14 protein-coding genes and 1 pseudogene are annotated in these 13,945 nt (G+C 42.9%); 5 read left to right on the forward strand and 10 right to left on the reverse strand.

Annotated features, from left to right (window positions below; translation table 11 throughout):
* On the reverse strand, positions 1 to 1,222 hold a 1,222-nt coding region (locus ACEW80_RS23640), incomplete at its 3' end, for an FAD-binding domain-containing protein (RefSeq protein ID WP_373528933.1).
* A gap of 190 nt (positions 1,223 to 1,412) precedes the next feature.
* Between ACEW80_RS23640 and ACEW80_RS23645 the strand changes: the two genes are divergently transcribed.
* The 3 genes from ACEW80_RS23645 to ACEW80_RS23655 all read left to right on the forward strand — a co-directional run bounded on the left by ACEW80_RS23645 (position 1,413) and on the right by ACEW80_RS23655 (position 2,754).
* A complete protein-coding gene (locus ACEW80_RS23645; protein ID WP_373528934.1) occupies positions 1,413 to 1,688 on the forward strand; it encodes a hypothetical protein in 276 nt (91 codons plus the stop codon).
* Between the two features lie 121 nt (positions 1,689 to 1,809).
* Positions 1,810 to 2,049 carry a DUF433 domain-containing protein gene (locus ACEW80_RS23650; RefSeq protein ID WP_373528935.1) on the forward strand — a complete coding sequence of 80 codons (240 nt, stop codon included), beginning with the start codon at positions 1,810 to 1,812 and terminating at the stop codon, positions 2,047 to 2,049.
* 462 nt (positions 2,050 to 2,511) lie between these two features.
* A complete protein-coding gene (locus ACEW80_RS23655; protein WP_373528936.1) occupies positions 2,512 to 2,754 on the forward strand; it encodes a hypothetical protein in 243 nt (80 codons plus the stop codon).
* 396 nt (positions 2,755 to 3,150) lie between these two features.
* Here the strand turns inward: ACEW80_RS23655 and ACEW80_RS23660 are convergent, their stop codons facing one another.
* The 9 genes and pseudogenes from ACEW80_RS23660 to ACEW80_RS23700 form a co-directional block, all read right to left on the reverse strand.
* Positions 3,151 to 4,131 carry an NAD(P)-dependent alcohol dehydrogenase gene (locus tag ACEW80_RS23660; RefSeq protein WP_373528937.1) on the reverse strand — a complete coding sequence of 327 codons (981 nt, stop codon included), beginning with the start codon at positions 4,129 to 4,131 and terminating at the stop codon, positions 3,151 to 3,153.
* A 74-nt stretch (positions 4,132 to 4,205) separates the two neighbouring features.
* Entirely contained in the window at positions 4,206 to 4,433 is a 228-nt protein-coding gene (locus ACEW80_RS23665; protein WP_373528938.1) for a hypothetical protein, read from the reverse strand.
* Between the two features lie 3 nt (positions 4,434 to 4,436).
* A complete protein-coding gene (locus ACEW80_RS23670) occupies positions 4,437 to 4,910 on the reverse strand; it encodes a type II toxin-antitoxin system VapC family toxin (protein WP_373528939.1) in 474 nt (157 codons plus the stop codon).
* Between the two features lie 42 nt (positions 4,911 to 4,952).
* The gene (locus ACEW80_RS23675; RefSeq protein ID WP_373528940.1) at positions 4,953 to 5,096 is read right to left on the reverse strand and encodes a hypothetical protein; all 144 of its coding nucleotides are present in this window, start codon (positions 5,094 to 5,096) and stop codon (positions 4,953 to 4,955) included.
* Between the two features lie 136 nt (positions 5,097 to 5,232).
* Positions 5,233 to 5,673 carry a GNAT family N-acetyltransferase gene (locus tag ACEW80_RS23680; RefSeq protein ID WP_373528941.1) on the reverse strand — a complete coding sequence of 147 codons (441 nt, stop codon included), beginning with the start codon at positions 5,671 to 5,673 and terminating at the stop codon, positions 5,233 to 5,235.
* 66 nt (positions 5,674 to 5,739) lie between these two features.
* A complete protein-coding gene (locus ACEW80_RS23685) occupies positions 5,740 to 6,357 on the reverse strand; it encodes a GUN4 domain-containing protein (protein WP_373528942.1) in 618 nt (205 codons plus the stop codon).
* A gap of 776 nt (positions 6,358 to 7,133) precedes the next feature.
* On the reverse strand, positions 7,134 to 7,874 hold the full coding sequence (locus tag ACEW80_RS23690) for a hypothetical protein (RefSeq protein ID WP_373528943.1): 741 nt from the start codon (positions 7,872 to 7,874) through the stop codon (positions 7,134 to 7,136).
* Positions 7,867 to 9,207 carry a J domain-containing protein gene (locus ACEW80_RS23695; RefSeq protein ID WP_373528944.1) on the reverse strand — a complete coding sequence of 447 codons (1,341 nt, stop codon included), beginning with the start codon at positions 9,205 to 9,207 and terminating at the stop codon, positions 7,867 to 7,869. The genes ACEW80_RS23690 and ACEW80_RS23695 overlap by 8 nt, the downstream gene beginning before the upstream one ends.
* Positions 9,208 to 9,382: 175 nt before the next feature.
* Positions 9,383 to 9,817, reverse strand: a pseudogene (locus ACEW80_RS23700) (DUF6194 family protein); the annotation flags it as partial.
* 763 nt (positions 9,818 to 10,580) lie between these two features.
* Here ACEW80_RS23700 and ACEW80_RS23705 point away from each other — a divergent pair.
* Together ACEW80_RS23705 and drmD are read left to right on the forward strand one after the other, a co-directional pair.
* Positions 10,581 to 11,087: a hypothetical protein gene (locus ACEW80_RS23705; RefSeq protein WP_373528945.1), complete on the forward strand. Its 507-nt coding sequence runs from the start codon at positions 10,581 to 10,583 to the stop codon at positions 11,085 to 11,087.
* Between the two features lie 111 nt (positions 11,088 to 11,198).
* The coding region (gene drmD / locus ACEW80_RS23710) for a DISARM system SNF2-like helicase DrmD (RefSeq protein WP_373528946.1) at positions 11,199 to 13,945 on the forward strand (2,747 nt) is incomplete at its 3' end.

Here is a 13,945-nt window from a genome sequence, read left to right on the forward strand (position 1 = left end):
TCGGGTTGTAGATGCGGAAGGTATCGGACAACGGATTAGTCACTCCTGCTTGCATTTGCCATTGAAAATGATCTATCGCTAGATCCCCATCGATTAGTTGCTGCATATAGTGTTCAGCCCCATGATGCCAAGAGATGCCACAGTTAATGCACAGGAAAGTGGCGCACATCGCCCTCATCCGAAAGTTCATCCAGCCCATTGTTTTGAGTTGCCGCATTGACGCATCTACTAAGGGAAAACCTGTTTGTCCCTCCTTCCAAGCAGCAAATAACTCCTGCTTCTCCTCATTTAATTCGGCAGGTGAGTAATACTCATCAAACTCCCGGTAACGGTTGGTATCTACTAATTCTGGATGGAAGTACAGCCGTTGAGTAAAACTATCGTGCCAGCGCAAGCGATCGCGGAAAGCCTTGAGCGAAAACTGAGCTTTGGGATTATTAGCTAATTCGGCGGCTTTAGCTTTGGTACTCTGATAGACTTGGCGAACAGAGATAGTACCAAAAGTCAGATGAGGCGATAAGTGGGATGTAGCACCCTGCTGAGTCAACCAAGGGCGCGAGATTTTCCAGTGGTAGCCTTGAAAACGGGAATCTAAAAATGAGTCTAGTGTAGCGTTAGCCTGTGTCTCACCGCCACTAAAATAAGTATTCTCTAACTCCCAAAACTGGCTGTACTTTTGCTTCAAATCGCTGAAGGTAAGCTGCGGGATATTGAGGTTTAGCTTAGGGGTGTTAATGAGTTCTTGGGTTGGATGTAGCGGTTGTCGTAAATAGGTGTAATATTCGTCCATCCACTCATCGCGGCGGTTTCCATTAGTTTGTAGGAAGTTGTTCAGTCCTTGGTGGTATTCAAGGCTATGTTCGCGGTACAAATTTATGATTTGGCGATCTCGTTCTATCCCATGCTGCACCTGCACATCATGATTAAAGAACAGTTTGGGGCGATCGCCTTTTTGGAGTAATTGGTGTGTAAGCTCCCCAATTACGTCAGTGCTATTTCCTTCAAACAAGTAAAGCTGACTGCCCCGCTCTCTGAGGTTGCTATCCAGATTTTCTAAAGACTCAAACAGAAATCTAACTCTGGCTTTGCCCACTTCTGCCCTATCATAGAACCAAGGATCGATAATGAAGCAGGGCAAAACTTCAGCGTTATCGGCGGTAGATAAAGTGACTATCTCGTTGTCACTCAGGCGTAAGTCGCGCCTAAACCAGATGATGTGCATTCTCAATCTGTACTATTTTTGTACTATTACCTCTCTATTATCCTGGTTTTTACAGGCAATGCCGAAGGCGGTATGCTCCTTTACGTCCATGCTATGCAAATGCTTCGCGATCATCGCTCATTAACGCGCGAACAATTTGCGCGGGTTAAGTCAAAATAAGAATTATCATACTAAGCTATATTCAAATTTCATGTTTCGAGTCGTAACTGCTGGATTTTCGCAGGAGTTTAAAAGATGGACAGATGCCGTACATACTGCCAATTCTCTCAAACCTAATTGCAAAAGTTGGTGGGAAGATATCAGGGTTTTTGATGGTGAAAACTTAGTATGGGTATATAGCTTGTCGCATACCTACCCTCAATACATTGGACCTGGGACTTATAGAAGATTAGCAATTTTATTTTTGCAAGAAGCCACAGAAGAAGATGAACAAGTAGCTGATGATAATAGCAACAACCCTTTTTAGTCAAAGTATTTGTCTGCAAAAACCTTGTTGACCCTACTATACCGATTAATAAGCTTCGCCCTATCATAGAAAATAGGTACAGAAATCGACGAAAGTCACTAAAATCATTAGCATTCAACACATGAAGAAGACAAAAATTAGAAAGACTGATGGAATTTGTAATGGAGACGCTTGTATAGGTCGGACGCAGATCCCAGTTTGGAAATTGATCGCCTTGTGTAACGATGGATGCTCCGAAGCAAACTTGTTGAGCGATTACCCAGATTTAACCAAAGATGACTTGAAAGTTGCCCAAACTTACTACGCTCAAGAACGCGCTGAAATTGACGAAGCGATCGCATCTCAAAACTTTAGTGTTTAAATTGCTCAATTAACCTAGCACAATATTTTAAGGTAATGGCTTTAGTTCCCTGTAAAGAATGCGGAACTCTCAATAGTTCTGAAGCAGAAATTTGTTTAAGCTGCGAGTACCCTGTCAAAGGTCGCCCGAAAACGAATTGGGTTAAAGGGTTGGCGCTGCTACTAGCATTAATATTGGTAATCCCATTAGCTCTCTATACGATTGGAGCAGTTAGCACCCAGACGAACATTCAGCCATCCGGTCCTCCTGCTAAATAAATTTGGCGCTCAAACCTCAGCCCTAACTAAACAAAGCTGGAGATACATGAAAAAACTCTCCTAAAGCTTTTGCCAATTCTTATCAATATCTCTATTACCGCTTAACACTTCAATTGCAGGCGATCGCATTTAAGATAGTTTAGAATTGGTTTAATTGTGCTACAACGCTCTAACCACAATCTTTGCAAGACTTTTCATCTTCTTTATGAATTCCAAGAATATCCTCAAAGTTAAGCGCCCAACTAAACCCCAAACCCCACCGCCACTATCAAATGATTCTGCAATAGAAGAAGCGGTTGAAGCACTTCAACAAGCCGCAATGGAAACGCAACAGCCATCAGAGCCAGTAGTTGAGCAAGAGACTATTCTTGAAACTCAAAGAGATGAGTCAGTCTACGGATGTGGGTGGAGTTTGACAGAATTGTTAAACGAATTTAATGAACGGTAGTCACTCCTTTCTTGGTTTGTAGACCAATTCAATTAAAACAGTGATCGCATCCGCAACTTCTGGATCTAATTTTATTGTCGGTTTGCAATACAGAACAAAAATACTAAATTAATCCATAATACTAAATTAATCCATAAACCTTTACGGATTAATGGCTTGGCATAATCGCTAGTAGCGTTCAAGCCAACTAGAAATACGATAGTGTTTGCAGTGTTAAAGAAAGCCTATCTGTTGAGTATATCCCTGGAATTAATATTGAATCGACAGGAATAACTAAAAATAATCACATTAGCATTTATGCTCAGAAGTAATCGCGTTTAACGTTCGCACTCACCGGACGCAGACAAGTTTTGCAAATCAATAGACTCTATTGAACGTTCCGGTGCAGCGCGTTTGTTAGGTTTTGTTGCTTTGCTCCACAATAAGGACTACATTTCCTTTCTTGTGTCCTTGTTCGACGTACCTGTGAGCCTCGGCAGTCTGTTCTAGTGGATAACGCCTGTCTATGACCGACTTCATCCTTCCCATCTCAATTAACTCCTTGAGAAAAATCAGATCTTCTTTACGCTCCATCGCTACCCCACCTATTACTTTCTTGCTGCTTGTCATTGAAGTCCACAGCCCTCGGAGTATCGGAGATGGATTTATGTGAACCGCTCTGAGATAGAGTCCATTGCCTTTTAGTGAGCTTAGACAACCTGAAAATGGGCTTTTGCCACTTGTGTCAAAAATAATATCGTAGGTCTTGCCGCTTTGAGTAAAATCCTCTTTGGTGTAGTCAATAACATTGTCAGCCCCCAGAGACTTCACTAATTCCAACTTTGCTGTGCTACATACCCCAGTCACTTGTGTCCTAAAGAACTTGGCAAGTTGCACGGCAGCCGTCCCTACCGCTCCAGAAGCCCCATAAATTAAGATTTCCTGTCCGCTCTGAATCTTTCCCTTATCTCTCAGGAAAATCAATGAGGTTGTTGCCCCAAAAGGAATGGTAGCAGCTTCCTCATAGGTCATATTAGTAGGCTTGATCGCAACCGCTCCTTCTTCAGGCAGACAAATGTACTCGGCATTTGCACCAAGACTGGTTCCTGCACCAGCAAATACTGTGTCACCTACTTTAAATTGTTTTACATTTTTACCAACTGCTTCAATTTCTCCGGCTAGCTCCGACCCTAGTATCGTGTTGTTTTTAGGTCTTGTGAAACCGTAGAAAAATTTTATCGGGAATGGGTCAGCCTTTCGGATACGTATGTCTGCTGACGTTACTGTTGTCGCATATATTTTAATTAGCACCTCGTTTTCTTTGGGAGTAGGTTTCTCTACCTCCTTAAGCTGCATAGCATCAGGAGATCCATACTTTGTACATACAATTGCTTTCATTAATTCTCCTCAAAGATAGCTTTTAGTGTAGTTCACTACGCTCTCCTATCCAATGAGTTTGCGAAACCTAACGGCTAAGTTGAGCGGCGGCTAGCACTCTCTGCATCCTCACCAATATCTCTCGCCCGTCCGCTCCAACGTTTTGTTAGACCAGGCTTTCGCGATAAGCTCACAACTTCCCTTCCATTCTCCGCCTGCTGCTTTTGCAAATCAGCAAATATGGCTCTCAAGTCATGATTGAATGAACGTGAATACTCTTCACGAATTCTGTGGATCTCTTCGACAATCTCATCTTGAAACATAAATCAACCTCCAAGAAGTTCATAGGGTGTGCAAAGAATTGGTAACTCGTAGCCAAAATCAAGGCTAATCTCTGCCAACTTTCCCTGAATTTGAGCATTGGCGATATGCTTGCAATTCCAGGTCAGGAGGTAGTCCATACCGTGAACAGTTGCGGTTGCAATGTGAACAGCATCAACATCAGCTTTTGCGGGAAGATTACTGCGTCCCAAGAATTGTTCTGCTAAATCAAGTACAGACTGGTTCAAGTCAAGTAGCGAAAAATTACGAAGGATCTCCAGCCGTTGAGATGCGATCGCAGCATCGCCTTGAGAGGTCTCTTTCACAACTGCTTGAGAAGAGTAGAGTTGGAAGTCACTGCGGCGCGTATCCCACCACTCTCTCGTTATCTGAATATTTGCAGACACAACAATATCTCGGCTAGATCGAGCAGTTAGGTAGCCTAAAATGCTGGTTTCAATGTAGACGGTTTCGCTCATACTCAGGCAGTCGCAGACCCTTTGATTTTAGCCCAGATTACATCACTTACCATCTCGATATGGGTCGATCGCCACAATCTTGCCATGATTACCTTCTTCGACTTGCGCTCGAATTTCTGATTCATACAGTGCATCACCGCGCTCGGCGAACTCTTCTTTGCTATAGCGGGGTTGTCCTAATGTCATGGGATTGACCTCGCTGCGACTTGACGCTTCCATTTTAGCTTGGGGGCGATCGATATTTGTGTCCAGAAGAAATCGCTAATACTGAAAAACAAAAGATCGAGCGATTAGCTGCTCAATTGCGTCCGCCTTGACCATCTTATGAGCGCGGCTCACGTACCATGAAATAGTAAATTTCATTTTCTGACACAACCTTGAATCCATGACGTTTGTACAAGGAGCCTACAGGATTCCACTTTAGATATTCAAGTTGAACCGCGCGCTTCGATTGATCGCAGTCTTTTAGAAACTCAGAGAGAATCATCGATCCTAGACCTTTTCTTCGGAAGCCGTTTAGGAGATAAAACTCACCAAAGCGGATGAAATCGGGCTGCTCATGAATTGAAACTGTTCCGATTACTTCCTCTCTCAACATTATGATGAACCAGGGCTTTTCGCTCCACCGTTGCTTATGAACATTAAGCTGGTATTCTTCATCCCAACCCCACCGAGACGAAATATGCAGACCCATTGCATTCTTCTTTACCTCGAAGGCAAATGCAAAATCAGCATCGGTTGTGGGTCGGAGGATTAGATTCATACTTTAAGCGGTCTAACGTTCCCCTTCGCCCGCCGCTAGTAACCTCTCGAACTACACCAATCAACTCTAAACGGTCGGTGTGCAAGCGGATTGTTCTGCATGAATGTTACACCCTATAAGTCTTGACATGAAAGAAGAGAATTTGGAATGGGATCGATCTTCAACATCCGTCACATGCCAATCAGTTACCTGGCTGTACCAATCTTCAATCCCTAGATTCCAACCACCCCACTTATCAAGCCGCCCGTTATCGTCATAAGCATTCCCCTCCAACCACACCCCCATCAAAGGAAGATGTCCTTGGGGTGCCGTTAGGTCAAAAGTACACTGTCCCCAACAATTCCACCATTTATCATTCTCCACGCGCCATCCTACGGTACTACCAAATCTTTGCCACGTATTCCTGTCATATTCCCTTGTAACTCCAATACGCTGATAAATTTCTTTTTGTATAGAAAAGCCAAAATGATCCTTGCTGTAGTCTACCCACAGTTGATTAATCTCGTGTAAATCCTCACAAGAAACGTTGTCCCAGCCCGAAAATCTTACCTCGGAATATATTTTTCCATCTCCGTAGTCTGATTCTCCTTGTAAATCAAATAGTAAACGAGCAGTTTCTGTATCTGCTTTCCTCCATTCATTCGCTGACAAGAAATTTCTTAATCTAGTTGTGGGGAGTGTCATAAGAATCAAACCTTACTCAAATAAACATTAGAGCAATAGATTACATTTAGAAGATTTAGAGTTCAAGCAAGGCTGGTGCATAACTATTCATTATACGGAAAGTTTCCTGATAATCTTTTTCTCTTTCCCATATATCAAGCATTACAGCGAACTTTGTTTGCAATATATGGAAAACTTCTTTTTTACGTTCCTATTCGGATATTATGCTGAATTTTTCCGTATAGCTACCCTTCGCGGCAGGATTATATAGAACTTTTCGGTATATCCTTTGGTGTTATCCAGATTTTTTCCGTATAACATTCCGATTAAGAGTCTTAAACGGAATTTCTCCTTTTTGGCTACAAGCTTTGCCAGACCCGCTAAAAGCATTGATATGACTAGAAATCCTATCCTCCGTAGGAGTTTGTTGATTATTTTACCCTTGTTCCCGCGCCTTCTTATCTAAATTTGGCTCTCCCTCCCACAGTGCTTGAAACAGCATTTGTCCGATTTTTTGGGCAACATCAGTGTAGTCAGGATTTGTAGCAGTAGTCATAGCAGTGTCATTAGTTACTCAGGATTCCTTTTGTCACACTGCCACATAGAGAAGCAGTTTTAGCCTCCAAACTTTGATATTCATAACTTAACCCCACAACCAACTACTTTTGACCGCACCTCTATTCATTTCATTTATAAACTATAAATCAAATCCATAAACTCATTTATAAACTATAAATCCATAAACGTTTATGGATTAACTCTAATTTTATTTGTTGCTGAAGCTGAAAACGTTGGTTCTACTTCATCTGCTCCAACAACAGCCGCGCAGCAGGTAACAGCTTAGTTTGCTGTTGAAGGGCTTTGATCCCTTGAGCCGCATACAGTGCGATCGCACTCAACAACTCTCTAACTAAGTTTGGCGAAGTTTCATCAAAGGGCAAAATTGCGCCGCCAGTTACTTGAGCAATTTGTTCAAATGCTTTACGTGCTGCCTTGGTGTCATAGCCTTGAGCTTGAGAGCTAGTATCGTGAAATATGAAACAACGAACGCCTTTCAATTTAAGTTGTTGAGCAAGTTCTACAGCTTCAGTTGGATCTTCCTCAAAACAATCGCCAATATAAATTATGGCTCTGATTCTGGGCGCTTGGGCCGCTTTATCTAAAATTTCATTCAGCGCTGTCCTACCAGCAGAGCAACGTACAGCTTGTACTTTATCCAAAAAAGCTCTTGCTTCTGATGAAAAAGGTGTCATCTCTTGCAACCGTCCACCGCTATGATAAGCCAAAGCAACATCCAACTCCCCAGGCACAGCTTCAAACATTGCTCCAGTAATTTCTTTAGCAATATTCCAACAGGCTTCGCGGCTGGCTGTAGCATCCATCGCAAATAGCAACCGGGGGCGTTCAGTATGTGCGATCGCTCTTTTAAGCATTTTTTGTTTGGGAGCCGCAGAAATCGCTTTACTGGAACGCACTTTATCTAAAAACCCAGAGCGACTATCTCTCTTTACTGGCAAATTCTTTTTATCTTCAGACATCTTCAAATCCCTCCATTATTTTACGGTAAGCATCGTTCACTGTTTGCGCGTACCATCGTGGCATTCCTGATGTATCCGGGTGGACGTGCCTCATAATCTTTCTGTAGGCAGCTTTCACTTCTTCTATTGATGCACCAGAATCTAACCCTAACACTGCCCAAGGATTAGTTTTTTCCTCATTATTGTCCTCTAAACCAATTTCTTGAGCAACCTTGGCGCGCCAATCCTCGTCCACTGCTTCCAAGTAGGCTTCTAATAATTGCGCGTCAATTACTAATTCACGATCGCGCAATGCGACAAGTATCTCAGCAAGCTTGCTCAATGTTAAAGTGGCTAAATTCGTGTTCTTGACTAATCCCTGAAAATCAGCAATCAATCTACCTGTGACTGTTTCATCTGGTTGTAAAGTAAGTTCGATTACTTCCCCTGCGTTCGTAGCATTACCGTCCTCGTCGCGCGATCGCGTTTTAGGTCTGCCTCTTTGACGCTTAAGCGGCGCATTTGGGTCGATTCCCAGCCATAAGCAAGCACTCCGCAATACTGCTGATTCTACTGTTTGTCCCACACTGGCGCTTGCTTTCAATGCTTTAGGCACTTCCTCATCCAGCACATAGCCTTCTTTCGCTTTAATCACCAGCTTATAGAGTTTAACCGCACGTTCATTGTCCTGTTCCCAAGCATTTGCTGCTAATTCTCCAATGTACCTAGTTGCGTCTGCATCCGATCCTTTCATACCCACAGCTAAACGATAGACTAGGCTATTGATGCTTACGCTGGAGCGTTTTGTAACGGCGATAAATCCGTCTTCTTCTCCGATTACTGTGCCTCCTGTGCTGAGACTTTTACTAAGTGAATGTTCTTCACTACATTCTTCCTCTTTTCTGGGAAAAAATTCTTGGGGCGCTCGTAAGTGCCAAACTAATTTTTCTACAGTTTGCTTTAAGGTTTGCTTAGTGCCGTTTAGGGCGATCATTTCAATTTCAACTTCAACAAAGGCGGCTTCCCGTTTGAGGATATCTAGCACGTTGGGACTAACCGATACAGTTTCCGAGAGACGGAGTGGTAAGGATACTCTTTCTCCTGTCTGAGGATTAGTTATGGGTTGAGGTGATTTCCATAGCAAGTCTCGACGCTTGAATTCAATAGTCAGACGCAAGCCAGCGTTGGAGATGGAGTTAATGTAGCGGTTATGCCAAGCCATAATTCCATAAACGTTTATGGTTATTATTTTAGCAGAACAGAGCCAAGTTACGGGTGTGGTCAAAAGTAGTTGGTTGTAGATTAAGTTCCTCTGGGTGTGGTCAGAACCAGTTGGTAAGCGGGTAGCGTTCAAGCCAAATAGAAATATGGCAGTGTTTGCAGTGTTAAAGAAAGCCTATTTGTTGAGCATATCCTTGGGATTGACATTAAATCAGCATGAAAAACTAAAAATAATTACACTAGCATTTATGCTCAAAAACAGTCGCGTTTAACGTTGCCCATCACGCGCCGCATATCGCTTCTCAAACTCAACCGATCGACTCTAAACGGTCGAGTGCATGGGTGCCAGTAGCAGTCTTTTTCTCGAACTTTTTGACTGCTTCTTTGTGTGCCGCCTCAATCAGAGGAAAAATACCCTCGAACTTATCTCGGTTAGGAGAAAGTATTTGTACCCAGGACATCCAAGCGTAAATCGGATGCGGCATAAGCTCATTTAACTTCGTAAAGTCGTGACCTGTTGCAATAATATTACCCTTGCCAGGGCGTGCTGGTTTCTGACCAAATAAGCAAACGTAGGTTTTGGGGCTAAGACCAATAGCAACTCTAAATACACCTTCTCGATCGAGATTTGATGCTTTGTCGTTTTCGCCGTTATGTTGCTTGAGCGTGCAAAAATAAACACCGTTGGGCAACACGCTACCAGGATTGTAAAACAGCGACGTTTCACCCCAACTAGCTTTCGGGACTACACCCGAAAGCTAGTTGCATATGTATTGGAGGATTTCTTCTGGTGTCACAGTTTCTCCTGACTGCTTTTGTCACACTGCAATATAAAGAAGCAATTTTAGCCTCCAAGCTTTCCTAAGAGCAACCTTATCCCGCTACCAACTACTTTTGACTACACCCCCAAGTTACCCCAAGTTACTACGTTGTTGTTAGTATATCCATAAACGTTTATGGATATAAGGGATGAACAAAGCAGAACTGACCCACACAAGAAAGCAAGAAAGCAAGCAAGAAAGCAAGAAATTTATCGTTGGTAATTGCACTGATATTTATTTGTCCTAACAAGTAAATGTTGTGATCAATCCGTACCCTTACTGATTACACCTGCACAATTAGCCCAATATGATATGGCAAGCAAAACATTATATTTAATATTTCTAAATCAAATGCTTCTCACTAAATCTCTAACTATAAGACAACCAGAAGCAGGTGAGTTAATCCGCGAGATGAGATCGCATCTCGCGGATTAACTCAAGAGCAATTAGCGCTATCACTGGGGGTTACTTGCTCAAGTACCAACCGATGGGAAAATACGATGGTGACTCCATCACCCCTTGCTATGCAAAAGATTGAGGCAATCTTATTACAGATGGGCGATCGCGGTCAGGAGTTATTAGTGCAGTACACTTCCAACTGAATTAATAGCTTAATGACTAATTTGTAAAATTGAAAATTTTACCCCGCAACTGATAAAGATTGCGCTTATATCTATATATTTTTATGAAAGAACAATCTATTCAAAATGTCCGCGCCCTCTCCATTGCCGGACCCTTTGCCCGTCTTATTGCTGAAGGGTCTAAACAAATAGAATTGCGCTCCTGGAGAACAAACTTTCGGGGATTAGTTCTGCTTCATTCCTCTACTAGCCGCGCTTATGATGTTTATTTCAGCGACTTAGAAATGAATATCGATGAATGTCCTAAGTTAGCAATTATTGGCGCGGCAATCCTAACTGACTGTATTGCCTATACTAATGCTCAATTATGGAATTGCGATCTAGAGCGCCATTGCTGGATGGGAGATGAATCCTATGCAACTATTCGTCAAGACTATTACAGTGGTAATCCCCCAATGGGACACGTTTTTGAACATCCCATCCTCTTTGAGCCATTTATACTCGATGTTCCCGGCGCTTTCAATTACTGGAGACCTAGAAACCCAAGGCAACAAACAGGATTTGACAAGGCGCTAGCAATAATTGAAGAACTCACTGCTGAAGCGTGTTAGGTAAAAGTACACTCCCCTTAAAGGTTTTATCTTATTAAAGAGACAATAGTGATCGCAAAGTTATAGTCAATCAATCTTAAATACCTGGCAATTCTATAGTTAGACTGTTATATGAGTCCAATCACTACGCTCCCAGAACTAGGTCAGTTGGTCAATATCCGCCAAAGGCAGTATGTTGTCAATCAAGTACAGCAAGCTACCCTTTTCTTCGATCCAATTTCAACCAAACTAGAGCCACTTCAACATCTAGTAACGCTTTTATCTATCGAAGATGATGCGGAAGGAGAAGAACTACAAGTCATTTGGGAGTTAGAACCCGGCGCGTATACCTATGAGAAAATTGAACTACCATCTCCTACAGGCTTTGACGATCCAGCACGATTAGATGCTTTCCTTGATGCTGTTCGCTGGGGTGCGGCATCATCGGCAGATATTCGGACATTGCGATCACCCTTTCAAAGCGGCATTGATATTGAAGATTATCAACTTGACCCGGTAGTACGAGCAATTCAAATGCCCCGCGTCAATTTACTAATTGCCGATGATGTGGGACTTGGAAAAACTATTGAAGCTGGATTAGTTACCCAAGAACTAATTATTCGCCGTCGCTGCCACCGGAGCTTGATTGTTTGCCCGTCTTCCTTGCAAATTCAATGGCAAGAGCAGATGCGCGATAAATTTGGCTTAGATTTTCGGATTGTTGATAGCGATCTATTTAAACAGTTAAGGCGGCAAAGAGGCATTCACATTAACCCTTGGCAGCATTTCCCTAGATTGATTGCTTCCATAGACTTTCTCAAACGCGATCGCCCGTTGCGTTTGCTACGCGAGTTACTACCAGCCGAAGGAGAACCAATTTACCCGCGTCGGTTTGACCTATTAATTGTCGATGAGGCACACAACATCGCTCCTTCTGGGACTGGTAAATATGCTGTTGATTCCCAAAGAACTGCGGCAATACGTTTATTAGTACCTCACTTTGAACACAAGTTATTTTTAACCGCAACCCCCCACAACGGCTATCCTGAAAGTTTTACAGCTTTATTAGAGTTATTAGACAATCAACGATTTGCTCGTGGGGTCGCCCCAGATCGCAATCAATTAGATGCAGTTATGGTACGGCGATTAAAGCAAGAAATTCAAGACTGGGATGGATCTCCCCGTTTCCCGGCGCGCAAATTAATAGCTATACCTGTAAGTTACCCAGCCTTAGAGCATCAAGTCCACGCTAACTTGAAGCTTTACACCCAAAGTCGCTGTCAAGGAGCAAAAAATAGCATAGAAAAATATGCCACAGAATTTGTACTTAAACTATTAAAAAAACGACTTTTTTCGTCTCCTGAAGCTTTCGCTATTACCCTAGCTCAACACGAGAAATCGCTTAATAACGCTCGTCGCCGTAATGCAAATATAGCTAAACCGACTGAAGGCATCTTGCGCCGTCAGTTAGAGCAAGTTGAAGAAGAATTTGCTGATGATACTGTTTATGAAGATGTTACCGAAGATGCGATCGCCAACACTAGCCAACTATTTCATCCTCTAAGTAGCCAAGAACAAGAATTATTACAGCAAATGCAGCACTGGGCTAGGGATGCTTCAAAACGTCCTGATACCAAAGCTCAAGAACTACTAAATTGGATTAATACTTATATTCGACCTAATGGCGAGTGGTCAGAAGAACGAGTTTTAATTTTTACTGAATACCGGGCAACTCAAAAGTGGCTGTACAACTTACTTGCAGCCGAAGGTTTGGTACAAGGCGATCGCTTGCTGACGATTTATGGCGGTATGAAGTCAGAAGATCGAGAACAAATTAAAGCGGCATTTCAAGCTCATCCGCAAACTTCTAGCGTCCGCATTCTACTTGCCACGGATGCCGCTTCTGAAGGAGTGGATTTGCAAAATTACTGCTCAAAGCTCATTCATTACGAGATTCCCTGGAATCCCAATCGCCTAGAACAGCGCAATGGACGCATTGACCGTCACGGTCAAAAAGCTAAAGAAGTATTAATCCACCACTTTGTTGGACAGAATTATAAAAACCAAGTTGCAGGAGGGACGACGCGCCCTGGAGAACTAGAAGGAGATTTAGAGTTTTTAATGAGGGCGGCGCTGAAAGTAAATAATATTCGGGAAGATTTGGGCAAAGTTGGGTCTGTAATCGCTACGCAAGTTGAAGAAGCTATGCTAGGAAGGCGAACAACGCTAGATACCACCACAGCAGAACGAGAATCCGAATCAGTACGCCGGATGTTGAAGTTCGAGCGCAAAGTTAGAGAACGCATTGACAAGCTGCGCGAACAGTTACAAGAAACCCGCCAGAATTTAAGACTTACTCCAGAAAATATTGAGTCGGTAGTAAAAATTGGTTTGGAATTAGCCGAACAGCCGCCATTAATTACCGCAACCCTTGAAGGCGTAAACGGCAACTGCTTTTATTTGCCTGCACTCAAAAGTAGTTGGGCAGCTTGCAGTGAAGGTTTAGCTCATCCTTATACAAAAGAAATTCGCCCGATTGTATTTGACCCAGAACTAGCTAGAGGGAAAGACAATGTAGTGCTGGCACACTTAAACCATCGACTCGTGCAAATGTGTTTACGCTTGTTACGGGCGGAAGTGTGGTCGAGACAAGGCAAAAAATATCTACACCGCGTCACTGCTTGTATAGTGCCTAATTCCGTGTTAGAAGCTCCAGCTGTCATTGCTTACGGACGATTGGTAATATTGGGAGGCGATAGCCAGAGACTGCATGAAGAAGTAATTACCGCCGGAGGGTTACTTAAAGAAGGCAAATTTAGCCGCCTTGGAGTTATGCAACTTCAAGCTGCCAAAGCCGCAATTTTGACTGACTCAGTACC

It is taken from the genome of Nostoc sp. (assembly GCF_041747015.1).
Lineage (GTDB): Bacteria > Cyanobacteriota > Cyanobacteriia > Cyanobacteriales > Nostocaceae > Nostoc.